Origin of the sequence: Flavobacterium cutihirudinis, assembly GCF_003385895.1 — a bacterium.
GTDB lineage: Bacteria > Bacteroidota > Bacteroidia > Flavobacteriales > Flavobacteriaceae > Flavobacterium > Flavobacterium cutihirudinis.
In genome coordinates this window covers 871323-897036 of sequence record NZ_QRDQ01000007.1, presented here as the reverse complement: position 1 = coordinate 897036, position 25714 = coordinate 871323, and the positions used below count along the sequence as shown (strand labels likewise).

The 25714-nt window shown below is 33.0% G+C and carries 23 protein-coding genes and 1 pseudogene; 13 read left to right on the top strand and 11 right to left on the bottom strand.

The genetic code is table 11. The features are described 5' to 3' along the window. Positions 1-244: 244 nt before the first annotated feature. The 3 genes from BD847_RS03900 to BD847_RS03890 all read left to right on the top strand — a co-directional run bounded on the left by BD847_RS03900 (position 245) and on the right by BD847_RS03890 (position 2842). Positions 245-811: a Crp/Fnr family transcriptional regulator gene (locus BD847_RS03900; protein ID WP_115886955.1), complete on the top strand. Its 567-nt coding sequence runs from the start codon at positions 245-247 to the stop codon at positions 809-811. 420 nt (positions 812-1231) lie between these two features. Next, complete coding sequence (locus tag BD847_RS03895) at positions 1232-2002, top strand: putative quinol monooxygenase (protein ID WP_115886954.1); 771 nt, start codon at positions 1232-1234, stop codon at positions 2000-2002. 54 nt (positions 2003-2056) lie between these two features. Beyond that, on the top strand, positions 2057-2842 hold the full coding sequence (locus BD847_RS03890) for a DJ-1/PfpI/YhbO family deglycase/protease (RefSeq protein ID WP_115886953.1): 786 nt from the start codon (positions 2057-2059) through the stop codon (positions 2840-2842). Between the two features lie 70 nt (positions 2843-2912). On the opposite strand, the gene BD847_RS03885 is transcribed toward BD847_RS03890, so the two are convergent. Then, on the bottom strand, positions 2913-3488 hold the full coding sequence (locus tag BD847_RS03885) for a Crp/Fnr family transcriptional regulator (protein WP_115886952.1): 576 nt from the start codon (positions 3486-3488) through the stop codon (positions 2913-2915). Positions 3489-3706: 218 nt separating this feature from the next. Here BD847_RS03885 and BD847_RS03880 point away from each other — a divergent pair, with 218 nt between their 5' ends. The 4 genes from BD847_RS03880 to BD847_RS03865 are packed head-to-tail and all read left to right on the top strand — an operon-like array spanning position 3707 to position 5992. Continuing rightward, positions 3707-3928, top strand: a complete 222-nt coding sequence (locus BD847_RS03880; protein WP_115886951.1) for a 2TM domain-containing protein — start codon at positions 3707-3709, stop codon at positions 3926-3928. Between the two features lie 13 nt (positions 3929-3941). Then, the gene (locus BD847_RS03875; protein ID WP_115886950.1) at positions 3942-4508 is read left to right on the top strand and encodes a cupin domain-containing protein; all 567 of its coding nucleotides are present in this window, start codon (positions 3942-3944) and stop codon (positions 4506-4508) included. An 18-nt stretch (positions 4509-4526) separates the two neighbouring features. Continuing rightward, positions 4527-5081: a carboxymuconolactone decarboxylase family protein gene (locus BD847_RS03870; RefSeq protein ID WP_115886949.1), complete on the top strand. Its 555-nt coding sequence runs from the start codon at positions 4527-4529 to the stop codon at positions 5079-5081. Between the two features lie 38 nt (positions 5082-5119). Next, on the top strand, positions 5120-5992 hold the full coding sequence (locus BD847_RS03865; protein WP_115886948.1) for an alpha/beta fold hydrolase: 873 nt from the start codon (positions 5120-5122) through the stop codon (positions 5990-5992). 153 nt (positions 5993-6145) lie between these two features. On the opposite strand, the gene BD847_RS03860 is transcribed toward BD847_RS03865, so the two are convergent. Together BD847_RS03860 and BD847_RS20790 are read right to left on the bottom strand one after the other, a co-directional pair. Then, positions 6146-6658: a PRC-barrel domain-containing protein gene (locus tag BD847_RS03860; RefSeq protein ID WP_115886947.1), complete on the bottom strand. Its 513-nt coding sequence runs from the start codon at positions 6656-6658 to the stop codon at positions 6146-6148. 74 nt (positions 6659-6732) lie between these two features. Continuing rightward, positions 6733-6888 (bottom strand): hypothetical protein, encoded by a 156-nt coding sequence (locus tag BD847_RS20790; RefSeq protein WP_167443814.1) that lies wholly within the window; start codon positions 6886-6888, stop codon positions 6733-6735. Between the two features lie 438 nt (positions 6889-7326). Here BD847_RS20790 and BD847_RS03855 point away from each other — a divergent pair, with 438 nt between their 5' ends. Further along, positions 7327-8259: an NAD-dependent epimerase/dehydratase family protein gene (locus BD847_RS03855; RefSeq protein WP_115886946.1), complete on the top strand. Its 933-nt coding sequence runs from the start codon at positions 7327-7329 to the stop codon at positions 8257-8259. Between the two features lie 36 nt (positions 8260-8295). Further along, positions 8296-8592, top strand: a pseudogene (locus BD847_RS03850) (helix-turn-helix domain-containing protein); the annotation flags it as partial. A 2-nt stretch (positions 8593-8594) separates the two neighbouring features. Here the strand turns inward: BD847_RS03850 and BD847_RS03845 are convergent. From BD847_RS03845 to BD847_RS03835, 3 genes are all read right to left on the bottom strand, one after another. Then, on the bottom strand, positions 8595-9635 hold the full coding sequence (locus BD847_RS03845; protein WP_115886945.1) for a LacI family DNA-binding transcriptional regulator: 1041 nt from the start codon (positions 9633-9635) through the stop codon (positions 8595-8597). 42 nt (positions 9636-9677) lie between these two features. Continuing rightward, positions 9678-10964, bottom strand: a complete 1287-nt coding sequence (locus BD847_RS03840; protein ID WP_115886944.1) for a DUF2264 domain-containing protein — start codon at positions 10962-10964, stop codon at positions 9678-9680. 62 nt (positions 10965-11026) lie between these two features. Next, positions 11027-12253, bottom strand: a complete 1227-nt coding sequence (locus tag BD847_RS03835) for a glycoside hydrolase family 88 protein (protein WP_244201554.1) — start codon at positions 12251-12253, stop codon at positions 11027-11029. A 621-nt stretch (positions 12254-12874) separates the two neighbouring features. Between BD847_RS03835 and BD847_RS03830 the strand changes: the two genes are divergently transcribed. Further along, positions 12875-13252: a hypothetical protein gene (locus BD847_RS03830; RefSeq protein WP_115886942.1), complete on the top strand. Its 378-nt coding sequence runs from the start codon at positions 12875-12877 to the stop codon at positions 13250-13252. Between the two features lie 75 nt (positions 13253-13327). After that, entirely contained in the window at positions 13328-14593 is a 1266-nt protein-coding gene (locus BD847_RS03825; RefSeq protein WP_115886941.1) for a hypothetical protein, read from the top strand. Between the two features lie 205 nt (positions 14594-14798). Here BD847_RS03825 and BD847_RS03820 read toward each other — a convergent pair whose 3' ends face one another. The 5 genes from BD847_RS03820 to BD847_RS03800 all read right to left on the bottom strand — a co-directional run bounded on the left by BD847_RS03820 (position 14799) and on the right by BD847_RS03800 (position 23053). Continuing rightward, a complete protein-coding gene (locus BD847_RS03820) occupies positions 14799-15875 on the bottom strand; it encodes a Ppx/GppA phosphatase family protein (protein ID WP_115886940.1) in 1077 nt (358 codons plus the stop codon). 94 nt (positions 15876-15969) lie between these two features. Next, the gene (locus BD847_RS03815) at positions 15970-17238 is read right to left on the bottom strand and encodes an MFS transporter (RefSeq protein WP_115886939.1); all 1269 of its coding nucleotides are present in this window, start codon (positions 17236-17238) and stop codon (positions 15970-15972) included. A 188-nt stretch (positions 17239-17426) separates the two neighbouring features. Continuing rightward, positions 17427-18413, bottom strand: a complete 987-nt coding sequence (locus BD847_RS03810; RefSeq protein ID WP_115886938.1) for a BstXI family restriction endonuclease — start codon at positions 18411-18413, stop codon at positions 17427-17429. An 811-nt stretch (positions 18414-19224) separates the two neighbouring features. Continuing rightward, complete coding sequence (locus BD847_RS03805) at positions 19225-20013, bottom strand: SDR family oxidoreductase (RefSeq protein ID WP_115886937.1); 789 nt, start codon at positions 20011-20013, stop codon at positions 19225-19227. Positions 20014-20125: 112 nt separating this feature from the next. Continuing rightward, the gene (locus BD847_RS03800; RefSeq protein ID WP_115886936.1) at positions 20126-23053 is read right to left on the bottom strand and encodes a glycoside hydrolase family 2 protein; all 2928 of its coding nucleotides are present in this window, start codon (positions 23051-23053) and stop codon (positions 20126-20128) included. A gap of 410 nt (positions 23054-23463) precedes the next feature. Between BD847_RS03800 and BD847_RS03795 the strand changes: the two genes are divergently transcribed. Together BD847_RS03795 and BD847_RS03790 are read left to right on the top strand one after the other, a co-directional pair. Next, positions 23464-23838, top strand: coding sequence for a cupin domain-containing protein (locus BD847_RS03795; protein ID WP_115886935.1), 375 nt, complete (start codon positions 23464-23466; stop codon positions 23836-23838). Between the two features lie 324 nt (positions 23839-24162). Next, positions 24163-25536, top strand: coding sequence for a sensor histidine kinase (locus BD847_RS03790; RefSeq protein WP_115886934.1), 1374 nt, complete (start codon positions 24163-24165; stop codon positions 25534-25536). Positions 25537-25714 lie beyond the last annotated feature (178 nt).

Sequence of the window (25714 nt, the reverse complement as noted above, 5' to 3'; positions counted from 1 at the left end):
CATTTGTTTTCCCAGTAATAAAAATGGTACGGTTAAGGCGTTCTGGAAAAAAATCGCTTTACATCGAATGTTTTAAAAGCGATAATCGATACAGAAAATTAAACAATTGAGCTCAAAATTTTAAAAAAATTTCATTTCAAATAAAAAAACTCAATTTTAGACTCCTAATTGAAAAACGAAATAGTAATTATTTTAATTTTAATGTATACTTTATTAATAAAAGATCGAAATTAACTTATTGCTAATGAATGAACTGCGAAAACATATTGAAGAAGTTACATCGATTACTGATGAAGAATTTGATTATATAAAAACTTTTTTTACTGAGAAAAAAGTGAAAAAACATCAATATCTTCTTCAGGACGGAGACAAAGTTTCGTTGGAATATTGGATCATAAAAGGTATTTTTCGCGCTTTTTATATTGATAAAGAAGGAAAAGAACATATCGTGCAGTTTGCGCTGGAAAACTGGTGGCTCTCTGATTACAATGCTTTTTTTAATGAAAAAGAATCTGGCATCAACATCGTTTGTATGGAAGATGCAGAAGTTTTATGTCTTACACTTTCCGGAAGGGAACAATTGGCAGCTGAACTTCATAAAATGGAGCATTTTTTTAGAATGAAACTTACCAAAGGTTATTCCGCACAACAGTGCAGGATTATTTCGTTGTTGTCAAACAATCCGAAAAAAAGGTATGAAGAATTTGCCAGCCTTTATCCGAACATTATGCAAAAAATACCTAAAAAATATATCGCCGAATATCTGGGAGTCAGTAGAGAAACTTTAAGCCGACTTTACTCTAATTATTAATTTGAAGATTAATCTCTTACTGCTTTTGTTTTAATTTTTTGTTTCAATAAAAAACAAACATTAATTAACAATATACCTACTTATAAGTACAATGCATTGTTGTCTATAAGCCTTTACTTCAAAATAAGAAAAAACTTTTCTTAACCCAAGTCAATGATTCCAAAAGAATTGTGAATCTACTTTTGCCTCGTAAAATCAACTGAATTATTAGCCATTCTGAAAAGAATAACGCTCAATTCAGATTTTTACCCCAAAGTCTTTAAAACCTTAACGTGCGAAAAACTGTTTTAAAAATGTGATTCAAATCACACTTTTAAAGTGAGTTGACGCAACCTCTATTTTTCAGAGTTGAAGGAACTTTGTCTTGGATATAAAGCTAATTATAGATCACAAATTCAAATAATAAAAAAATAAAAAATTATGAAAACAACAGCTTATAAATCAGTTTCTAAAACAGCGTTTGCCATTGCTGTTTACGCTTTTGCACTTGTTACAAATACGACAAAAGCTCAAAATTCTATTAGAATAAAAACGGGAATTTTGACTGAAACAACTTCTAAACTAACAAGATATGAAGTAAATAAACAAAATGAAGCACAACTCCGTAAAGCTTTGACAGATTATGTAACAGCTTCAATTTCATCAAAAGAAAATATTATGGCTGAAGCATTTTATGAACAAGATAACACCAACATTCTATGGCTGATTGAAAGATGGAATGGAAAAAATCAACTAGAAAATTTCAGTAAAAAATCAGAAGCTAAAGCTTTACAATCTTTAACCCAAAAATTAAAAATTGCTCCTAAAACTTATTATCTAAAAGATCTTGAACCTTTAACGAAAGAGCAGTGGCGAAAAACTTCTAAAAAAGAAGACAATCAACTTGTTATAATGCTTTTTGTTGATGCTAAAAAAGGAACAGAACAGAATTTTAAAGACACTTATCATACAGCAATGCCACAATTTCGCAGCGAACCTGGCGTAGTAACGTATCAACTTTCTGAAATTGAAGGAGATGAAACGCAGTTTGTAACCTACGAAAAATTTAGAAGCCAAGATGCTTTTCAATATCATCTCGACTTTCCTCCTATTAAACCTGTCATTGAATATCTGGAAACAAGCATCAAAAAACCGCCTTTTCAAAACGGAATTCATAATCTAATTGAATTCGCACCATTAACTAGAGAATAATCAAAAGAATTTCATTCATAAAAACCATTATAAATATTTTAAAAATTAGAAATCATGAAAAATTTAAAACAAATTATTGCAGCAGGTGTTATAGGTACAACAGCATTAAACGCACAAGTAAAAGATCATCAGTTAGATGTAATGAATCAATTGGCAACTCCTTCGCATGTTTCTGTGATGCCCGTTTCACAATTGCTAAACGCTCCGGGAAATGAAGCTTTAAGAGACTTCTTTTTTAATCCTGTAAAAGACAAAACGATTTTAAAAGGTAAAAAAATCGCGGTACTTGCCGCCGACGGTTTTGAAGAAATAGAATTAACCGGCCCAGTTTGGTACTTTAGAGAACTTGGCGCTCAGGTCGATATTGTTGCTCCAAAATTCAATCCAGCTCCGGCAAGATATGGTTTAAGTACTCCTGAAATGGCAAAAACGCATATTATGGCCATTCAATATTTACAGCCAGTTGGATGGATCAAATTTGACAAAACAGCAGATCAGATTAAAACAAGTGATTATGATGCCGTATTTATTCCCGGCGGTGCATGGAATCCAGATAATCTTCGTTACGATAAAGATGTTATAAAATTTATTCAGGACTTTAATAAATCCGGAAAATTGATTGCTGCTATTTGTCACGCGCCGGTTGTATTGGCTTCCGCCGATATTCTGAAGGGAAGAAAACTTACCGGATACTGGAACATTCAAATCGATCTTAAAAATGCAGGCGGAATCGTATCTGATCAGCCAGTTGTCGTAGATGCAAACATTATTACAAGCAGACACCCAATTGATGTTGCCGATTTCTCAAGAGCCGTTGAAAGCTGGTTGGCTAAAAAATAATTTCTTCAATTACAATCAAAAAAATAACGGAAGACCATTTAGTCTTCCGTTATAAAAAAATAAAATGATTTTATTTCCCTATCATTCTTTTTCGAAGCCTGCTCAACGATTCTGGTTTAATCCCAATATAAGATGAAAGCTGATTCTGTGATACCATTTGAAAAAGATAAGGTTCTTTTTTTAAGATGGTTTTATACCGTTCTTCGGGAGTTTGAAAATGCAGCATTTCTTCTCTTTCGATGATTATAAGATAGGCAGATTCAGCTATTAGTCGTCCAAATTTTGACCAGTTTGGCGAACTATCGTATAGACTTTCTACTTTCTCATATTCTAACGCAATTACTTTCGAATCTTCCATCGCTCTGCAATAATACTGAGCCGTTCTTTGTGTAATAAAACTTGCGAAATCAACCAGAAAATCATTTGGTTTTGCGAATCTGCAATTGATTTCGTTTCCTCTATAATCCACATAAAACATCCTAAAAAAACCACTTTCTATAAAATAGATATGACGGCAGATTTCTCCTTGCTGAAGCAGATCTGTATCTTTTGGCACTTCCCTTCTTTCTATAATAGGAAGCATCGAATTATACTCTTCATCAGACATCGGTACAAATGATGTTATAACGGTTTTAATAGCATCCATAACAATACGTTAAGTGAAATATCTTCCCTAAAATTAGATTTTATTCTGCTAAGTACAAAATTCTTTCTTTTTAAATAGCAAAGATTCGTTCTTAACCAAAGTCAATGATGTTTTCGAAACGCCGGCTCTACCTTTGTCATGTAAATAAACTGATAATCAACCAATTAAATTATTTCTTTTTAAAAACAATCTATTACTAATAATTAAAAAACATAATCATGAAAACTAAATTCAACTTCGAAGCTAAAACAAGTAAAAATCCAAAATTAGGATTCAAAATTCACGCACTTGTCTTTTTATTAGTTACTCCAATAATCTTTATTATTTGGTATTTAACAGATACTACTTATCCATGGCCATTGTGGTCTACATCTTCATGGGCAATTGGAGTTCTTTTTCACTATTTGGGTGTATTTGTATTCAGAAAAAATAGAATCTAAAACCTAAGAAATCATGGAAACAAATACAACATTCAGACGAATCGTGACAGGACATAATACAGAAGGCAAAGCCATTATTGTGTCAGATGAAATTCCAACAAGAACTTATATGGTTGGCGGACCAAATGGAGCTAAATTTCATGAGGTTTGGAATACGAAACAAACTCCTGCTCTAATAGATCCTATTTCTAAAGATGCTGAAGAAAGCGGACTTATTCTAGGTCCTCCAAAACAAGGAACAAGAATACGAGTTATCGATTTTCCACCAGAAAGCGATGAAATTCGAAATCTTACCAAAGAGCAAGCTTTTGAACATTTTAAAACCATGAGTGGAGAACATGCTTCAAAAGCTGGAGGAAATGCACCGCACCCTTTAATGCATAAAACAGAAACAATTGATTACGGAATTGTTCTCGATGGCGAATTAACCTTAATCGTAGACGAAGGCGAAACAATAGCAAAAGCCGGAGATATTATTGTTCAGAGAGGAACAAATCATGCCTGGGCCAACAAATCCGGAAAAGTGTGTCGCATTGTCTTCATTTTAATTGATGGACAATTTGAAGAAAGTCTTCGTTAAACCTAACTAATAATTATCATGCGAGTAAATCCAATAAAACCAGAAACGATGAACGATGAAGTTCGTTACGTTCATGATGAAGTTTTTAAACTGATCACTCATAGTCAGGGCCCGGTTGTAATGACTAATGACGAAGGTGCTTTAACAGGTCCATTTCCGCCAATGCTTGCTTTTCCTCAATTTGGAATTCCTGCTTTAAGTTTTGTCCGTTCCTTAGACAATCACGCCACACTTCCTAAAAAAGTTCGGGAAGTAGCCATTCTTACTGTTGGTGCTGCATTTGGCGCACGCTTCGAACTTTATGCTCACGAAATTATGGCTAAACATTTTGGTTTCTCATCGACAACAGTGGCATCATTAGCATCAGGAATTCGTCCTGCAGATTTAAATCAAGAAGAAGCCATCGCTTATGAAATTGCTTCCATTCTAGCCAAAGGCCACATTGTTCCAGATTCTGCTTACAATCTTGCAAAAGAAATATTAGGACAAGAGGGCTTGGCTGAACTTATATTTTTAGTTGGCGCTTACACGCTTCTTGCAACAGTTTTAAATGGTTTTGATGTTCTTCCATGATTCAAAAAGGCATCCAATTTTTATAAAAATAAAACAAAATGAAAAATTTTAAAACAATGAAAAAATCAAAAATTAATGCTCAAAGTCCCCTAAAAACAATCTCAAAACTATTCTTATTATTGTTTACAACCATTTCAGCTGCCTCATGTACAAACGATGAAAATGCTACTGCTGAAAAAAAATCGCCTGTTGTACTGGTGCATGGCGCATGGCAGGCATCGTACGTATGGGATCAGACAGAAACCGATTTAAAAGCTGCTGGTTATGATGTTACTGTGGTAAAATTGCCTGGACATGGAGATGATACAACGCCGGCTTATCAGGTTTCGTTTAAAACTTATGTTGATGAAGTTAAGAAAGCAATTAATTCATACAATGAACCTGTAATTTTAATTGGACATAGTTTAGGTGGCGCAGTAATTACGCAAACTGCAGCTGAAGTTCCTCAGAAAATCAAAAAACTGGTTTATGTAGCCGGTTTTATTCCTCAAAGCGGAAAAAGCGTTTTGGATTATTCTCAAATGGATAAAGCTTCCCTTTTGCCAGCATCTTTACAATTATCTGAAGATCAAACTTTAGCAGGAATTGTAAATCCAGAAATTAATCTTCCTAAAATCTTTTCTCAGGATGCGACAGAAGCTCAAAAACAATTTCTTATAGCGCGTTATAAAGCCGAACCTACAATTCCGCTAGGGACACCTTTGAACTATAAAGCAGAAGATTATAATTTGGGAGGAAAAAAATATTATATTTTCACCACTGCAGACAATACGATAACCTACAACTTTCAGCAGGAAATGGCAAAAAGTGCCGGTATCACAAATACTTATACGATCAATTCAGGACATAGCCCGTTTATATCTAAATCGCCAGAATTGACTACACTTTTAAAAGAAATTTTATTAAAATAAACTTAAGTGTATTTCCCTTCATAAATAATTAAGGTTCCTGAATATCTCAGGAACCTTAATTATTTTAAACTCTAACTATTACTTTTCGAAAATTTGAATCGGTTTCAGTAAAAAACTCTGAAAAATCGTTTACAAATAATCTGATGAAAAGCACTATCTGTTATCAAATTCTCTGCGATTGTAAAAAGCGTCATCATCACTATAATAGACAGAGTCAGGATCATTTTCAGGATAATAGGACTTCATTACTCTTCTTTCATAATCTCTGTCGAAATTATGTTGTTGATTATATCTGCTTGTATTTCTAAAAGCATCATATCCTAAATTGTTTGCCATAACAATTTTTGTGTCTTTATTTATACTTACAGATCCAATTGGTATAATAATATGACTGTCTCCTTCTTTATAAATAAACTCTTTCCCATTATCGTTCGCTATTAGATCACGAACCTCATTATGACTGTCTTCTAATAATCCTTTATCTAATTTTACATCAAGATAAACAACGCGTTGCATATCCTTATTCACCCATAGATTATCAATTTTACCTATAGTGCGGTTGTCAGCATCTACTATTTTCCATCCTCTTACATCTGAATAATTTGATGCAATTTTATAATCAGATAACTCATTGAGTCTATATAAATTTCTATGTTTATTTTCCATAATTTCTTAATTAAATGTAAGTACTTTTATTTTATCAGCTGGTTTTACTTTTAGTCGCTCCCCGTTATTCTGTACTATTGTGCGTTTGTAGTATTTTCGATTTCTACACTGTTATCATTTTTAACTTCATGATCTACAAAATAGATGTAGTATACAACTGCGCCGATTATCAGCAGTGCTGCAATCCAAGGCCATACAGTTTTCTTCTTCTCAATTTTAATTTCTGCCATAACGTTTTTATTTTTAATGGTTTAATACATTATTAAAATTACAAATGAGATAAGATTTAGATGTATTAAATTTCAACAAGATGTTATAAAATTCCCAGTAGATTTGACTTCAAAAAATAAAACATTTCAAATATTGAGGTTGTTTTATAAAAAGTAACTTTATCTCTTTTTATACTTCATTACAATTTCTGCAACAGAGATTGTGTTACAATTTTATTTAATGGAGATACCATCTTCTGTAAATTATGTTGGAACTTTGTTTCAACTAAAAAAGATGTTTAAAGAATACTTTAAAGTAATTAATTATTGTGTTAGGGATTTATAAATATGAAAATGATAAATTCCTCAAAGCATTTTGAGTAAATTAACTAACATATTATTTAGGGATTGAGAAAGGAAAAATTAAGTACTCTACAAAGAAATAACTAAACTGAAAATATGCAGACAATATTAGGAGCCAATGGCCAGATAGGCGAAGAATTAGCAAGAGAATTGAAAAGAAATTTTACTTCAGATATCCGAATCGTAAGCAGAAAGGCAAAGAAGATCAATGATACTGATACTGTGTTTTCAGCAGACTTATCTATTAAGCAGAATGCGATTGAAGCTTTAAAAGATAGTGAAATTGCTTATTTTACTTTAGGTCTTCCTATGAATTCTGATTTATGGGAAAAACAATTTCCATTGATTACAAGAAATATTATCGATGCCTGTAAAGTCAACGGAACAAAATTAGTTTTTTTTGATAATACCTATATGTATCCACAAGATAATCGTCTCCTTACCGAGGAAACTGTTTTTGCTCCAGTGGGAAGAAAAGGAAAAATAAGAAAAGAAATGGCCGAAATGGTTTTAAAAGAAATCAAATCCGGTGAATTGAGAGCTGTTATTTGTCGCGCTCCAGAATTCTACGGTTCCGGAAAAACACAAAGTATAACCAATACTCTAATTTTTAATGCTATAAAAGAAAACAAAAAACTTAAAGTGCCATTGGCAGACAATAAAAAAAGAAGTTTGATATGGACACCTGACGCAAGCCGTGCAACAGCTTTAATTGGCAACACTCCTGATGCCTTTGGTCAGACTTGGCATTTACCTGTTGATAATACTAGATTGACTTATAAAGAGTTTATTAATTTGGCATCAAAAATTTACGGGAAAGAATTAAACTATTCGGTTGTACCAAAACTTGTTTTTAGAATTGGTGCGCTATTCAATAAAAGAATGAAAGAATTGCAGGAATTACTGCCTCGATATCAATATGATAATTTATTTGATGACTCAAAATTCAGAAATCGTTTTCCTGATTTTCGTATAACAACGTACAATCAAGGTATTGAACAGATTAAGTCTGAACAATTATCTATATAAAATTAAACTGTAATTTAGTTATCAGTAAATCAGAATTTCAAAAATGATGCATTGGCAACAAAGGGTATTCCTACCGTTCATTTTGTTGCCAATGCGTTACATCTTAGTCCTAATTATTTGAGTGATATGTTGCGGGTTCAAATAGGACAAACTACCCAGCAACACATACAAAATAGATTAATCGAAAAATCGAAGGAATTGCTGTCAACCACTTCTCTATCAGTTTCAGAAATTGCTTATTATTTAGGTTTTGAGCATCCGCAATCTTTTCACCGTTTATTCAAAAACCGTACTTCTTCTTCGCCTTTAGAATTCAGAAAATCTTTTAATTGATTTCAGGTCGACATTCTTCTTATCAGCTGCACTGATTTTATTATCACTTCTTCCTGTTCAGTTGTTTCTGACTCACTTGTTTTGTCATTTAGTTTTTTCATCAACTCTTCGACTACTTCAATCCCCATTAAAACAGGAAATTGCTCAATCGTAGTAATTGACGGCCTGATGATCTCAGTTCTAACATCATTAGAATAACCTACAATTTTTAAATCTTCAGGCACAGCAATGTTGTGCTCGCGGGCAAATTCTAATACAGCAATTGCACTAAGGTCATTAGATGCAAATACAGCATCGGGTTTAATTGGCCTTTCAAACATCTTTTCCATTGCTTTACGGGCATTTTCATGTGTTAATTCCTGATAGAAAATAAGATCTTCATTTATGGGAAGATTGTGTTCTGCCAAAGCTTTTTTATATCCCATCGAACGATCAATATAAAGATTAGAAATGAGAGGCCCTGATATATGTGCAATTCGTTTACATCCCAATTCCAGTAAATGCTGAGTTGCTAAATAACCGCCTCTAAAATCATCTCCTTTGATTATAGTTGCGTTATAAGGCTTTGTTGGAACTCTATCATAAAATACGACAGGAATATTATTACTCACAAAGATGTCAAAATGACTAAAATCTTCTGTTTGAAGCGTACAAGCAGCAATCACGCCATCAACTCGGGAAGAAAACATAGTATTGGCCAGTTCTTTCTCCAATTGCAGAGAATCGTTAGACTGACAAATAATAAGATTATAGCCCACTTTATGCAATTCATTTTGTATAGTGGTAATCACTTCTGCATGAAAAAACATCGAAATACGAGGCACAATCAAACCAATAGTATTGGTTTTGTTGCTACGCAGACTCGAAGCCATAAGATTTCTACGATAACCCAGCTTTTGAGCCATATCCAGCACCTTCTTTTTTGTTTCCGCTTTCACATAAACACCATCATTTAGTGCTCTTGAGATTGTAGCAGGAGATAATTTCAGAGCTGCTGCAATATCAAGTATGGTGTTGTCCAGCTGCTTTTTTCCTTTTGGCATAATATATTGCTATAACAAGTTGAAATGGTTCGCTTTTATTTTCTAGTACTCTACTTTATAATCCTTTTTAAAAGGCTGGCTACTCCAAGCTTTTTTAGATGTCCAATCGGTAGTTGGACCTGTCCAAAATACATTGTCTGCCGGTAAACCTAAAGGTAAAAATCCTAATGTTGCCATGTACAAACTTCCCGTAGAAGTATATTGATCTGCAATCATAGGTTGATGTCCGCAGAAACCAAGTACTAGCCAACCCTTTTCATCAAAATTGTTGCACTGGTCATACATACGATGCATAACAGCTGTTAAGCCGCTTCGTACTTGTGCCGGCGGAACGTGTTCTGGTAATTTTTCCATCAATGCTGTTTGCGCCAAAGCCTGAAAAGCCCCGGTACGATACGTAATTGAACGTCCAAAAGGAGGATAACTTCCGTCAGGCCCGATTATGCGTTCTAAAAATTCCGTATATCGAACCATTCTTTTTAATGCCGTATCGTATTCTTCTTTCTTGATTTTGTTCTTATCCAACAACACTTTATAAAAGTCAATCAACATTGGATGAATAACATAACTATTATAATAATCCATACTAAAATTAGGTCCGTCACTGTACCAGCCATCGCCTTCATACCATTCGATAATTTTTTTCTTGGCGAAATCAATACGTGCTGGATCTGGTTCTTCTCCAATACTCAATAAAAATGCTTCATTGATACCGGCAAACAATAACCAGTTGTTATAAGCTGCAGATCGGTTGCGAAGTGCTTTAAATTCTTCTACAATCCTTTTCTTTGTTACCGCATCTAATGGTTCCCATAATGCTTTGGGAGCACGAAGAAAAGCCTGCGCCATATAAGCAGCATCAACAATTGGCTGATGTTCACTTCTAAAATTCAAATAATCAGCACTATTTGGGTCCACCGCGTGTGTTAAACCTTTAAGCAAATCGTCACGCAGCGTTTTTCGCATAACACCCTCTTTTGTGTTATCATCCGGAAGAGCCAACCACGGAGCGATACCGGCCATTGTACGGCCAACTGCTTCAAGATAAGTTACTTTTTTTACCTGCAGATAATAATCTGGCCCGGTCTCTAAGGGCATATTTTTCTTTAAAGTCTCTTCGGCCAGATTGTGTATTACCGGATATGACATTTTATATAAAAGTTCAGACCAATACTCACGATCTTGTTTGCCAGTTGTAGTAATTGACTGTTTTTCTTTTGATTTATTTTTACTTTTTTGTGCGCATACATTTGTTATTGGCAAACATACCGACAACAATACTATCAAAGTAATTAAACCGGAAATCCTTTTTATACTTGTATTTTTCATATATTTTGAATTGCAATTTGTTTGTTTTACTCGTATTGAATTTTTCTTTTATTTTAGAAATTTTACAAATACCATTTCTTATATCTCAGTAAAGCCTCCAAAAAGTAATAGTCGGCATAAGTAAGCGGTACATCAACTTCTGAATTAAATGGTAAAGCACCCACGCTGTGCATTAAAAGAAAACCGCCATTTTCTCCCAATTTAGCTCGGTATTTATCGGAAGCTAAAGACTGAATCATCTTTTGCGCTGTATCGACATATTCTTTTTTCTCTTTTTTATTAGCATATTGTCCCAATTCTAATAATGCCGAAGCCATTATTGAAGCTGCCGAAGCATCACGGAAAGCGTTTGGAATATTTGGTGCGTTAAAATCCCAATATGGAATTTTGTCAGCCGGCAAATTAGGATTGTTGAGAATAAACTTTGCAATATTTTTTGCCTGCTTCAAATAGTTTTTGTCTTTTGTAAAACGATACATCATTGTATAACCATATAAACCCCAAGCCTGACCGCGCGCCCATGCCGAAGAATCGGCTGCTCCCTGCCAGGTTACTTTTCGTAGAACTTTACCAGTTTCTAAATCATAATCTAAAACATGATAAGAACTATAATCAGGTCTAAAATGGTTCTTAATTGTAGTGTTTGCATGTGTTATAGCAATCTCCTTAAATTTAGGATCAGCTCCATTGTCAGTTGCCCAACTCAACAATTCTAAATTCATCATATTATCAATAATAACAGGACATTTGAAGTTCTTACTACCGTCCCAACTTTGAATCGCTTTTATTGAAGGTCTGTAACGCGTTGCTAATGATGCTGCTGCTGTATTGATTGTAGCTTTGTCTTCTGGTTTTCCAAAGAGTCTGTAAGCATTTCCAAAACTACAGTACATCATGAAACCTAAGTCGTGATTTCCTGTGTAATGCTTTTCCTTTTCCAGAATCGCCAATCGTTTTTCAGCTTCAGCTTTAATTTCGGCGTCTTGTGTATATTCATATATGTATAAAAGCGTTCCCGGAAAAAAACCGCTGCACCACCATTTTGTATCGCTTGTAGTTACCTTATTTTCTTTTTGATTAAATGTTACGGGCATGCGATCCGCGGCAACATTCTTATCTAATAGTTTGTATTGCTGGGCAGCAAACCGGAATTGCTCATCTATAAGCTGGCTCATTTCATCTTTACTGAATGTCTTTTCTAGCGACTTATCTTGTGCAAAAATGCTGCACGTCATCAAGAGACACAGGAGTACTTTTAAAACAGACTCCTTTGGGACTGGTTGTTTCATGTGGTTTTTGTTAATAGTTAATTTAGTTAAAGTCAAATTTTAAATGACAAAATCAAATTTATGAAAACGTTTTCAGAAATCGAATCTTATTTTTCAATTATTTTTATTTAAAGAAGTTGAAAAGCTTTTTTATACATAAAAAACAATTCACTTTATACGCCTTTTTATTTCGTCATAGTAACCAAAACTAATGCGAAAACTTTTTCTTTAAAATAAAACCATCAAAAGGCTAAAAAAAGAAGAAACAGATTACAATAAACTATAAAACAGAAGTTTACAAAAACCAAAATGGGTATAATTTAAAATTCAAACACCATCCCATGGTAAAATTTTAAAAACACAAACAACTGAATAACAATATATTAACTCAAAATAAGCTAATTATTTAAATATTCAAAAAACACCCACTAAATGGTTGTAAAAAAAGAAATTCTAAACATCTCATTGTCAGACTTTTTTTAGAAAAACCTGTAAAAAAGTGGTCAAAACCTAAAAAAAAGTAAGAAAATGGTATAAATCAATTCATCGAAAAAAGAGCGTCAGATGTTTTTCAAAATATATTTGTAATGTCAACAAGGAAGTTGAAAAAACAAATTATAACCAATTTAATATACCCAAATTATGTCAGACTTTTTAAAACAATTCGGAGACGATTTAGAAAAAAATGTACCAGGATTCATCGCAGTTTCAATTGCAGAAATTCAAACAGGAATGTCTTATTTTTCACTTTCAGTAATAGGTGATTTTGATCCTGAATTAGCATCAGCTTTCAACCTTGAAGTTGTAAAAGCAAAAATGAACGCGGTAAGCGCCTTAGGTTTAAAAAATCAGGTAGTATCAGACATCATGATTACGCTGACCTCTCAAATTCACATTATCGATATCTCTGAGAATAACTTATATATGATTTATCTCGCGGTCGACTCGACCAAAGCAAACTTAGGAATGACAAAAGCAATTCTTAATAAGTACAAAAAAGAGATTGCTGCAAAACTATAATGACTTGAAATTGTGAAATGGCTGACTTTTAATGGTTGGCCTTTTTTTTTAATATAATTTAAAAAAAGAGAATTTATGAAAAAGAAATTAATGTTGCTTGTATTTTTTATTTTCACAATACTAACGAACGCACAAAACATTAAAGGTATAAATGGCGATACCAACTGGTTGAATATGTGGACAAACTTCAATCCTAAAACGGCCAACTATAATGAAGCTTCAATAATAATAAACGGTGTCATTAGCACAAACATGACATTAAAAAAAGAAAATGTCTATGTCTTAGTCGGTACTGTATACGTCGCTCCAAATGTAACTTTGACCATTCAGCCAGGCACACTAATACGATGTGACACTGATACTTTGACTACGTTAGTCGTCACAAAAGGTGCCAAAATCATTGCCGAAGGTACCGAAACCGATCCTATTATTTTTACCTCCAACAAAGACTCCGGTGACAGAAATCCTGGAGACTGGGGAGGTATTATTATTTTAGGAGATGCACCAATAAATAAAATAGGTGGAGTTGGTACTTTAGATTTCGAGCTTGATCCCCATAAAGCGCTTTATGGCGGAGACAACAAAGACAGCGATTCTGGCATATTAAAATATGTCAGAATTGAATTTTCAGGAAAAAGGACATCTGCCAATAAACCAATAAATGGTCTGTCATTGGCAGGTGTTGGTAGTAAAACAAAACTAGAATATATTCAGGTTACTTCATCTGATGAAGATTCTTTTCAGTTTTATGGAGGATACGTAAATGCCAATAATTTAGTATCTGTACGATCTGCAGATGATGACTTTGATTTTACCCAAGGTGTTCAATGCAATCTCTCTAATAGTATCGCCATACGAAGTCCGTTTTTATCTGATAGTTACGGATCAAGATGTTTTGAAATGGAAACCGTCGACACTAGAAAAGGAGAAGTTCTAGATGGAAAAAAAGAAATGACCCGAGTTAATGCGACAAATATCACGATGATGCATACTGAAGATATTGGAACTGAAACTGAAGGGCTTAAACACGAAGCAATACTAATTCGGGAAAATACTTTTTTAACCTTAACCAATTCGGTAATATCAGGATTTAGTCACCTTATTATATTTTCTGACAATGTTACAATTTCCGATGATTATTTAGCAAAAATAAATTTAAAAGATTTGCTTGTTAATGACACCAAGATTATTGGAACAACTCAAAATACCGACTACAACTCCTTCATCAGTAATTGGTATCAAGGAAAACAATACGGAATCGAGTTTATAAAACTTAAAAATGATCAATTATTCGCGAGTTCGTCAATGAAGAAAAAGCCTGATTTTAGAATTAAAAGCTAAAATTTGATTGACTAGATTTTATAAACAAATCAATAAAAAAACCAGTAATCTAATTGATTACTGGTTTTTCTTATTATTCTAATTATTCCTCCGAAAAGCAGAAAACTTAAACTAACTGCCTTGAATATCCATTACAAAGGAGTAATCAAAACTTTAAAATCACTCCTTTTCCGCTTATTTAAAAAATCCTTTTATAAAAACAGTATTACTGAATGTTTTTTGCTCTTTTTGCAGAATCTGCAATATAAGAAAGCAACCACGCCATTTGTCCTTGTTTTGTGAAATAAATCTTTTTAGACTTAACATCAGGCATTTTTTCTAATAATGTCAATAATATCGCATTAGCAGAAATTAAATATTTCTGTGAATAGGTTTTCAAAACCTTTTCAACATCTTTGTTTTGTGATGCCAGCGCTTCAAATTTTGCATAATCCGTTTTTATCATCGTATTATAATCTTCTACCTCCTTAATTTCAAACGGATTAAAATTTTCGACAGCACCTTTTCCTTTATAAAGTGTATAAAATGCCCAAACTGCACCACCTGACATATAGATATTGTCTTTTTTAGAAAGTTTTGGACTTTGCTGATACAAACGATCGGTCTCTGCTCTTAACTCTGGCAATGCACTAACAAGCAGTTCGTTAAATTCATTTATAGAATTGTTCTTTGCTTTTTTGTTTATTTTCTCTGTAAAAGTTACTGTTCCTAAATCTAATGTTAGCGGGTAAAAAACGAGAATATCATCATTATTGAATTCCTCTACATATCCACCTTTTGTGTTTCCGCCGCCAATATCAAGAATCAAAGAATCCGAATATTCTTTTGGCGGAATACATCCTTTTAGCAACAATTTTCCCTCAGTCTCAGAAGTTATGATTGCTACATTGATATTGGTAAACACATATAATCTCTGGAGTAATATATCAATGTTTTTAGCCATCCCTACACCGGAAGACACAACTATAAAGATATGTTTTTCTTCAATTTTGTATTCCTTGAGTAGTTTCGTGTAATTTTTTACAACAACATCAAAGGCAGTATCAATATCATTTGCGGCTAATTTTCCGTCTATAGCAATACCTTTTGCAATAGCAACATTTTCTGTCCAAAAATCAACGACTTCGTATTTTCCTTTTTTAATATTTTGGACATTTATTACAGACATTTTTACTCCCTTACTTCCTATTTCAATTCCGGCAAAAAGTTCTTGTGCAATTAAACTCGACGGAATTAAAAAAACAAAAAGAATTATGGCTTTTAATGCAATACTTTTTCTCATTTTAAATGGTGTTTTTTTAATAATTATGAGTAATTCATTTTTATCAAACGTTGAAAAAAAAATTATAAACCAATTGCCCTATTAAAGCTGATTGCTATTTCTTGCTTTTATCAACGAAAATCGATTGCACTATTTTTATTTTAGTTTCTACCGTTTCTTTTTCAACCATTCTAACCAACCAATAACAAAGTGTAATAGCCAATACTCCAATTAAACTCATAAATATAAAATCGGCTCTGTAACTCGCATAGGCAACAATTTCCATTCCTGTTTTGGCACTTAATATGTGCGCAAGACTAAAACTCATTGTAAAAACAGACATGTACCTTCCCTCCTGATTGTTGTGCGATCTGGTCATGGCAAATGAATTTGCGAAAGGGAAAGTTAGCATTACGCCAAGAGTCATAAAAAACATCATTACATACAATATTCCGTACCATTTGTCATTCGTTAGAAGAAGAATGTAACTTAATACCATAAAGCCAAGGCCAACCATTATGACATTCAACTTATTGATTTTGTTTTTTTCGACATAATTAACGATTGGCAATTCAAAAAGCAAGGTCAATATACCACTAAAGCTTAAAATCAAACCACTGTTTACTTCCGATAAATTAAACTGTTCTCTATGATAAAGGGTTAAAGTTGTAAATACCTGGAAATACATAATTCCTGTTATCAGCGAAATGAACATATGAGTTAAAAAAGCTTTGTCTTTTAATATCGCATATTTATCAAATCCGATATTGTGTTTTTTGAGTTTAAAGGGTAATTTTCTTTCTTTAACTAAAATAACAAAAACCAGAACTGCCAATATACAAGTAGCCGAATCAACATAAAAAAGGTATTTGTAACCAATTAATATAATTATAAGACCACCCAAGGGAGGACCAAACAGAAACCCGAGACTTGTTGCCGCTCTTACCAAAGCCAAAGCCCTAGTTTTATTTTCTTTTCGGGTATAGGTATTTAAAGATACAAGCATCGCTGGCCTGAACATATCTGCTATGGTTGTTAATAACAGAATAGAAAAGCAAAAGCCCTCAAACGATGTTGTGTACTGCAGCATAAAAAAGATTATACCACTTCCAAAAAGACTTCCTATCATAACTTTGTAAAATCCAATTTTATCAGACAAGATGCCACTCAGCCATGTACCGATAAAAGAGCCAACACCAAAACAAACCATAACCCAACCAATCTGATTGTATTCAAAATGCAGATTCTCTCTCATGTATTTGGAGAGAAACGGAATAACCATTGTTCCTGTTCTGTTTATAAAGGTTATTAATGCGAGAATCCAAATTTCTTTTGGGAAACCACTAAAATTTTCTATATATTTTTTTCTTAAGACGCTTATCATTTTTTCTTTTTTTTTGGGGTGAATTATATTTTATAATCTGATACCACAGCAAACACATTGAGCCTGCTTTTAAACACAAATAGCTTGTTGTTTAAGTTGTGGATTTCTTTCTTTTAAGGATTTACGCTACTTTCCAGATTGGATTTTTTTTATAAAAAACCGATCTAAAAACTCAACTTCCTAAAACGTTAATTAGAAGAATCTTTGTTGAAAATAATGGTATTTACCACTACTTCTTTCATCCATTTAATGGTTTCAATTACGCCAGTTTCTTTACAAATCATATTGCAGTTTTGATGACCCCAGGCTAAATTATAAGGAGTGTGATTGAACTCTCCCGTTTTCAGCTGATTGATGTAAAAAAGGTTTATCTGGCTAATATCTTTATCGACATCTGATGACTTTTCAGAAGAGTCAAAGAAGTTAATTAGAAAAGCCCCTGCACTTAACTTTTTTAGACAAAGAGGACAAATCGTATTTTTAGAACTATCAATAATGCGAGTCTTGTAAAGGCGTTCCGTATTCGCTAATTTTTGATTATTACAAGCGGTGGCTATTGCCAGCATACGATTATCGATTTCATTCTCTGTCATACCGGCTCCAAGTGCGACTTCTCTGGAATCATAGCAGAGCCAGAATAAATATTCTAATTGTAAGTGACAGGATTTTATCGTTAGAAGAGAAGCATATTCTTGCACTCTGATTCCTGCACCTTTGCAACTACTGGTATTAAATCCGAGGATAATTTTCTCTTCATCTTTTGAACCTGAAGACAAGATTCTTGCAACAAAATGCCCTTCTATCGGACTTGTCCTCTTTTCGGCCACGGACAGTTTGTTTTTGTATGGATTAAATGTATTCCATTGTGTCCTTGTTTCGTACAGCAAAATCGTATTGACGCCAAGCTTTAACTTCTTGTTCTTCATTAAGATTAATGCTTCAGGATTTGTGTAGTAATCCTCGGGACTCATAACAACTATAAAACCACTTTCAAACTTGTTCGAAGTTAAAATAGCAGCATCAAATAAATGTATTGACTCAAAAGGTATCAAAACAGTACCATTTCTATTGGCTCTGTTTTGAAAAATCACATCATCATTTGAACTTCGGGTTTGTCCGGTTTTATAGATTTTGCTTTGCAGTAAAGGAGGTAGTTTAGGTAGTCTTTTTGCCATAAATTATAGTTAGGTTGGTTAAGTTTTGTTATAGATTGGGGGCGCAAGTCTATATACTACTGGTAAATGATATCATAATACTTAGTTTTTTGGCATAAAATAATAATAGACTTACAATTTAGAAAGATGATTAAATATTTAAATCATATAGCTTACGTATATTTCTCTTACATTCTCTCATCTAATCTTTTTGCGAATTACAGTAAAATTGCTAAACGTTTTTTGATTAACTTTTAAAAATCGCATTTTTTTATTAACAGTTCTTTTTAAAAACTTTTTTTCGTGTTTTAAAAATTATTTAATAATCTAAAAATCAAGATATTAATATTGAATTATTTTCAAAAAAAACATCTATTTTCTACTAAAACACTGGAATTTATAAAGTTTAAACACTTAAACGTTTGTTAACAAAATAACAAATCTATTTTATTCACCTCTCAAAATAAATGGACTATCTTATTATTATGATGGATTATATTACTATTTAAGCATGATTTTTTATAAAGTGTTTAATGTCTTTGTAAGGCCTTTTTTTTCGCTATTAGCAACTATTTTTATTTACATAAGTACGAGACAAAACCATTTACATTACTATCAAAATGATACTATTAGTTACGCTTTTCAATATTCAGCCCGACTAATCTCATTTTGTAAGAAGACATAAAAGCAATAGCCCATTTCAAAAGAAATGGGCTATTGCTTTTATTTTTTATGAAACTACAATTTCATTCGCTATTTTTCAACTTCAAACTATAAGATAAAAAAAGGTCGGAAACTTAATTTCCGACCTTTTCATTTTCATATCGATTTTCTATTCATCCTGCATCAAAGCACTCCGTCCGCCATCTAATAAATAAGTTGTTCCGCTTGCAAACGAAGCATATTCGCTTGCTAAGAAAACGCACCAGGCTCCTATTTCTTCTGAAGTTCCAATTTTTTTTACAGGATGCAGATCAATTGTTCTTTGACGTTCTGCTTCCGGGTCTGGAAAAGAGTCAAACCACTTCTGGTTTCCGGGAGTATCAATAAATCCAGGTGCAATACCAACCGTTCTAACCAATGGCCCCCACTCGATTGCCAAACTTCTCACCAATCCTGTTAACGCTGTTTTGGTAACATTATACGGAAAACATCCAGGAATTGACGAATAAGCATGATTGGATGTCATGATAATTATAGTGCCATTTTTTTTCTCTAAATACGGTTTGGCTAATTTTGCTAAACGCCAATGTGATGCCAGATTTAGTTCATGATTTCTAATCCAGTCTTCTTCTGAACAAGTTTCAGCGCCTTCGAATACATTTGCTCCGGCATTAGAAACTAAAATATCTAATCTTCCAAATTTGTCAACTGTTTGCTGCACTAGGTTTTCTAATTCTTCTTTAACAGTGACATCCGACTGAACATATAATACTTCCTGCTCAAAATTGTTCACTGTTTCCAGAAAGCCGACCGCTTCTTTAGATTCCGATTTTTCGATTCCACAACCCGCTACATTTGCTCCAGCTTTAGCAAAAACCATCGCTATTTTGGCCCCAATTCCTGATGTTACGCCAGTAATTAACACCACTTTATCCTTTAAATTTATTTCTAAAGCCATATTAAAATTTATTAGCAGAATTGTTCAAAATTACATACAAGCTACAATTGCATAAATTTATTATTTTAAATATAAAAACATGCCCTCGTAACTAAGATTCGAAAATATTTTTCTAATTTTTCTGAGCTAATTTTACAACTGCCTTTCCTTTTACGTTTTTCGAACTGTTTTTGGTTCCTGCAAAATTTCCCCAGCTCAAACTCCAATAATCCCATTTATCCATAATTAGCAACTCTTCTTCACCAGATTCAAGAATATCAACTTTCGTAGCTTGCAATCCATTTGAAGACAATTCAATTTCGTTTTTTGCAGATAGCAAATCAAAAGTCAATACATTTTCTTTAGTGGCTCTAAAAATTTCTGTACCATTCATGTTCGCTTTTTTCGGATCAATTGTGTTTTTTAAATAGTAATCATACATACCCTCAGAAGTTTCATAAACTGGCTGAACGCGATACTCTTCGTTGATGTCAGAAATACGTTTTGCAGTTCCGATATTGGCAGATAAATGATCTGCAGGATATGTACTCCAATAACCGTTGCGTTTCCACTTCATCTCATCAAAAGTACTTGCTACAGGTAATGCAATACCAATCTGCCAAGTGTATTCCGGAATATTATCCGCTTCGTATTCAATTGTAATTGTTCCGTCAGCTTGATAAGTAGTTTTCATTTTTACGGAATAATCATCAATTGTACCCGCTGAATTAACAACAATTGCACTTTTATTCTCGGTATTTATTATAGCATTTTTTACTTTATATTTACCTGAATATATACCTGTTGTTTCCTTAAATGCATCTGGCTGTTTTGGTTTATTTACAATTACTCTAGCGCCAGCTGTCAATACTTTTTCTCCTTTTAAATCTGCGTTTTGCAATTCTCCTGTCGAAGCGTCTAGTTTTATAATTAATCCCTGACTTTCCAACACTACGTTCTTGTCACTCTTTTTAACATTCCATTTAAGTTTAGTTGCCTCTACTGTAGTTGGACTCGTAATTTTCCAAGTTAACTGTTCTTCGTCGATAAGATTATTTTGCGCGTCATAAAATTCCAAAACAATTGGAGTACTTCGATCAGTAACAGCAACTTTAATTGTGCCTTCTTCATGTGGCTTTAAAGCTGGCAATTGCTGCTCATAACTTTTTCCGTTTGATCTGATTTTAAGTTTCACCTGATCCAGCGAAATGTGGTTGTATCTGTTTTTAACCGGTACATTTATGTATTGATCAGTTGCATTATTTTCGAATTCTGTTTTTAAAACACGAATAGGTGAATATGCTTTTTTAGTGTTCCAAAACTCTGTTTTCTCTCTTCTCCAAACATCTATAAATCCCCAAGGTCCATATCCTGTAACTTTGTCTTTCAAATGAAAAGTTTCATCTGTCATTCCCCAAATTGCACCTCCTAAATTTCCCGGTACATCAAAGCGATTTGCCCACATAATATCTAAACTGCGTCCCCAAAAATCTTTCACATTAGGATCCGTTTTTAATAAAGTAGTATTATAACACGCCACATGCGCCCACTCATCACTAAGTAACGGAAGACTTTCGTGTTCCATGTTTTTATACACTAAACCGAAATTTTCCTCTCCTGTACCTTCATAATCCGGATAATGAGCAACGGCAATATCAAAACATTTTTTATTTTCTTTGAAGGCTGTTGCAGGCCAAGACCACGATACGGGTCTGGACAAATCAATTGTTTTTACAAAATCATATTCCTTTTGAAAATTGATTCCGTAGCTACTTTCATTACCAATAGACCACATAATAACAGAAGCATGATTTCTATCACGATCAATCATTTCGCTTAACTGTCCTAAATATCTGGATGTAAATGCAGGATCATTCTGCGTTTCTCCTAATTTTTTATAAACTCCTTCTCTCCAATCATTCACAAAACAAATTGCAGTTTCTTCCTGTACATAAATTCCGTATTTATCAGCAAACTCCAAAAAGTCCTGCGAAGGCGGATAATGAGAAGTTCGAATAAAATTCAAATTGGCTTTTTTGGCCATAACAACATCCAAACTATCATACATACGATTGGTGCTTCTTCCTAACAAAGGATGCATATCATGTCTGCAACCACCTCTTAATTTGATAGGATCTCCATTTACAAGTACTCTTTTTCCATCTACAACAACTTTTCTAAAACCTACTTTTTGTTCTATTTTTTCCTGAGTTTTTCCGGCAGTTTGCAGTTCGGCTTTTAACGTATAGAGATATGGTTTTTCCTGATTCCATAAAATCGGATTTAAGACATCTACAGAAAATTTCCCTTCTCCATTGTTCAAATTAAAAGTTTGTGCTTCTTTCAAAACAGCTTTTTGATTCGCATCATACAATTGAAATTTAATACTGCTTTTTCCTGTTGTTTTACTTTTCGCAATATTCAAAGAAAGTGTAGCTTTTTTGAAATCATTGGTAAAATCGGTTTGTGTATAGAAACGATTAATATAATCGTTTGGCACTACAAGCAACTGAACTTCTCTTAATATACCTCCAATTGGATGAAAAGCATATCCGGAAGCATACGAAATATCATCAGCACGATCCGTAACACCAACGTGTACAACTGCGGGTTTTCCAGGCTCGACAAAAGAACTAATATCAGCATCCCAAGCCGTAAATCCTCCAAAATGCTCGCGTACAAAATGACCGTTTACAAAGACTCTTGCGTAACTGTACACTCCGTTAAAACGAATCATAGTTGTTTTGTTTTTCGCACTTGCCGGAACTGTAATAGTAGTTCTATAGAAAAATTCTTTATCATTTTCTACTGTAAAACCCTGCATCGCCGGTTCTCCAGGCACCTGAATCTTTTGCCATTGACCGGAATTGGTTTTCCAAATCTCATCTGTAGGACTCATATTAATTTCCCATGTACCGTTTAAACTGATTTTTGCTTTTTCTACATCAGTTGTTTGTGTAGGAATAACAGCCAGGGCTTTTCTGCCTTCAGCTATATATTGTTGCGCATTTACATTAAAAAATGTACCTGCAAAAATTAGAATAGTAAAAATCTTTTTCATTTGTTTTTTATATAATAAGTATCAATTTTCTTTTAAACTTCAATATAATTGCGACTTCGCAGAAAGTTCAAAATTATAGTATTACCCTTTTTACTAATTACGTTTTGTTAACTAATACTTAAACTATTTTAATCATTTTTGAATCTCAAACTATTATTTTGTTTACTTTTTCTTCAAATACAATTCTTTTAAAATCTACCACAAACCCAAGATTAATCAAATAGACAAAGAAAAAAACCGCTACAAATACTTAAACAAATTAAAATTGAAATTCTTTATGATGCCTGTTTTGTGTCTTAAAAAAACAACAAAAAACTCACATTAAAAAACACAATCAACTGATTACCAATAAAATCCATATATTAGCTAAACCAAAAACAAATAAAACTTTAAATTAAAATGAAATAATTATGGCAAAAAATACTTCAAGTAACGAAACCACTCCAATTACTTCAAAAATTATAAATAAAGGCCAAGGTTTACACCAAAACATATTGGGAGATTCACAAACTGTAAAACTTACAGGAAAAGATACCGCAGGAAGATTTACCATAATAGAAAACGACAATCCGCCAGGAGTTGGTATCCCGATGCATGTTCATGAAAATGAAGATGAAGTATTCAGAATTCTTGAAGGCGAAATGGAATTTGTAGTCGATGGCAATACAAGTATATTAAAAACTGGCGATACTATTTTTTTACCAAGACAAGTGCCACATTCGTTTAGAGTTATTGGAGAAAAAAAATGCCAAAACAATTATTACGGTAGTCCCTTCCGGAATTGAAGATATGTTTGTTCAACTTAGCCAGCTTCCTCCGGGTCCACCAGAGATGGATAAAGTTTTGGGTATTTGTAACAGTTTTGGAATTAGTTTTATATAAATAGCAAACCATAACTTAATTTCGAAAATGAGATTTTCTCAAAAAGATTAAAAAAATAGATTTTTCTTTCAGAAACAGTATTCTTTTTGCTTAAAAATTTGACAATAAAAATACCTTAATTTTAGAACAATTGCCGTATTTACTGGCTTCCTTTATGCAAATTAACTCAATTACAGCGTTATTTTGTATATTTGATCATTCGTTTTTTTAATAAGCCAAAATCAATAATGTTCGAACTTGCACCTGTAGATCCTAAAACGATTTTCCTTCTTTATTTTTGGGGTAATTTTTTTACCTGCATTCTTATTTTCAGTTATTCATTTTCGTATGCTACAAGCGACAATAGAAAAACATTAAAATGGTATGGATTAGGGAAATTATTACTTACAGTTGCCTGGATATTTGCGCTACTGCGAAACATTATAAGTGATTTTGTCTCCATCAACATTGCCAATTCGATGATTTTCTTTGCTTGTTGTTTTGAAACAATAGCAATGTTATCATTGATTAAAACAAACGCCAAAAAACATTTCAATTTACAAATAGGAATTACAGTTGTCGCCATTATAATTTTCAATCTCGCAACGCTATTAGAAGCAACAATGAATACGCGTGTGATAATTGGTGGCGTTGGAATTTTTGCCATTTACTTACCTCCAACTATTACTTATTTTGCCGAAAAAACAAAAAGCTTTTTCAAGACCTTCTATGTTTTCTGCTACATCGGATTTGAGGTTTTAATTTTAATACGTAGTATTTACCGATATCAGAATCCGCAAAATCAAATTATTTCTACCGATCCTCTGGATGGCTTGTACAGCATTAGTTTGTTTATGCTTTCTCTTATTGGAATTGTCGGATTCTTGTTGTTAGTCAAAGAAAAACAAGACCTTAAAATTCAGAAACTTTTGAGTGACAAAAACCAATTCTTTTCAATCATTTCTCATGATTTAAGAGGCCCGCTTGGATCGGCCGTTTCGCTATCAGAAATTTTGGTGGAAAATATTGAAGATTATAGTCGAGATGAAATAAAAGAAGTCTCAGAAACACTGCACGATTCAAACAAAAACATCTATAAATTATTGGAAAATTTATTAGAATGGTCTCAAATGCAAACTGGTATGATTCTGTTTCGCCCGCAAAATCTAGAACTCAATGCGCTTATTAAAGAAAATATTGAACTGAGCAAAAATGCGGCATTAAACAAAAATATAAATCTTGTGTTTGAATCAACAGAAATCATAGAAGTTGAAGCCGACAAAAATATGATTGATACCATTTTGCGTAATCTGCTGAGCAATGCAATTAAATTTACTGACAAAAAAGGAGAAGTTGTTGTTACGTTGACAAAGAGAAAACAAAAAGTAGAAATAGCCATCTCTGATAACGGAATTGGTGTTCCCGATTCCATTAAAGAACGATTGTTTAAGATCAATCGAAAAGTCATGCAAAAAGGAACAGAAAATGAAACCGGAAGCGGGCTCGGATTGTTATTATGCAATGAATTTGTAAATATTCACCAAGGAAAAATCTGGGTAGAAAGCGAACCCGGAAAAGGGAGCACTTTTAAATTTACTTTACCCCTTTTTACTTCGCTCTAAAATATTTTTTCTCATTTTCATCTTTTTATGAACATCTGCACTCTACACAGATGTTTTTTTATTCTTTTATCTGAAAAAAAAATTATCGAGTTATATCTAAAAATGAAGCGTTTATCTTTTTTGTATGGAATTAAAAATGACAAAATTGATAAACTATCAGTCGAAAAAATCACTAATT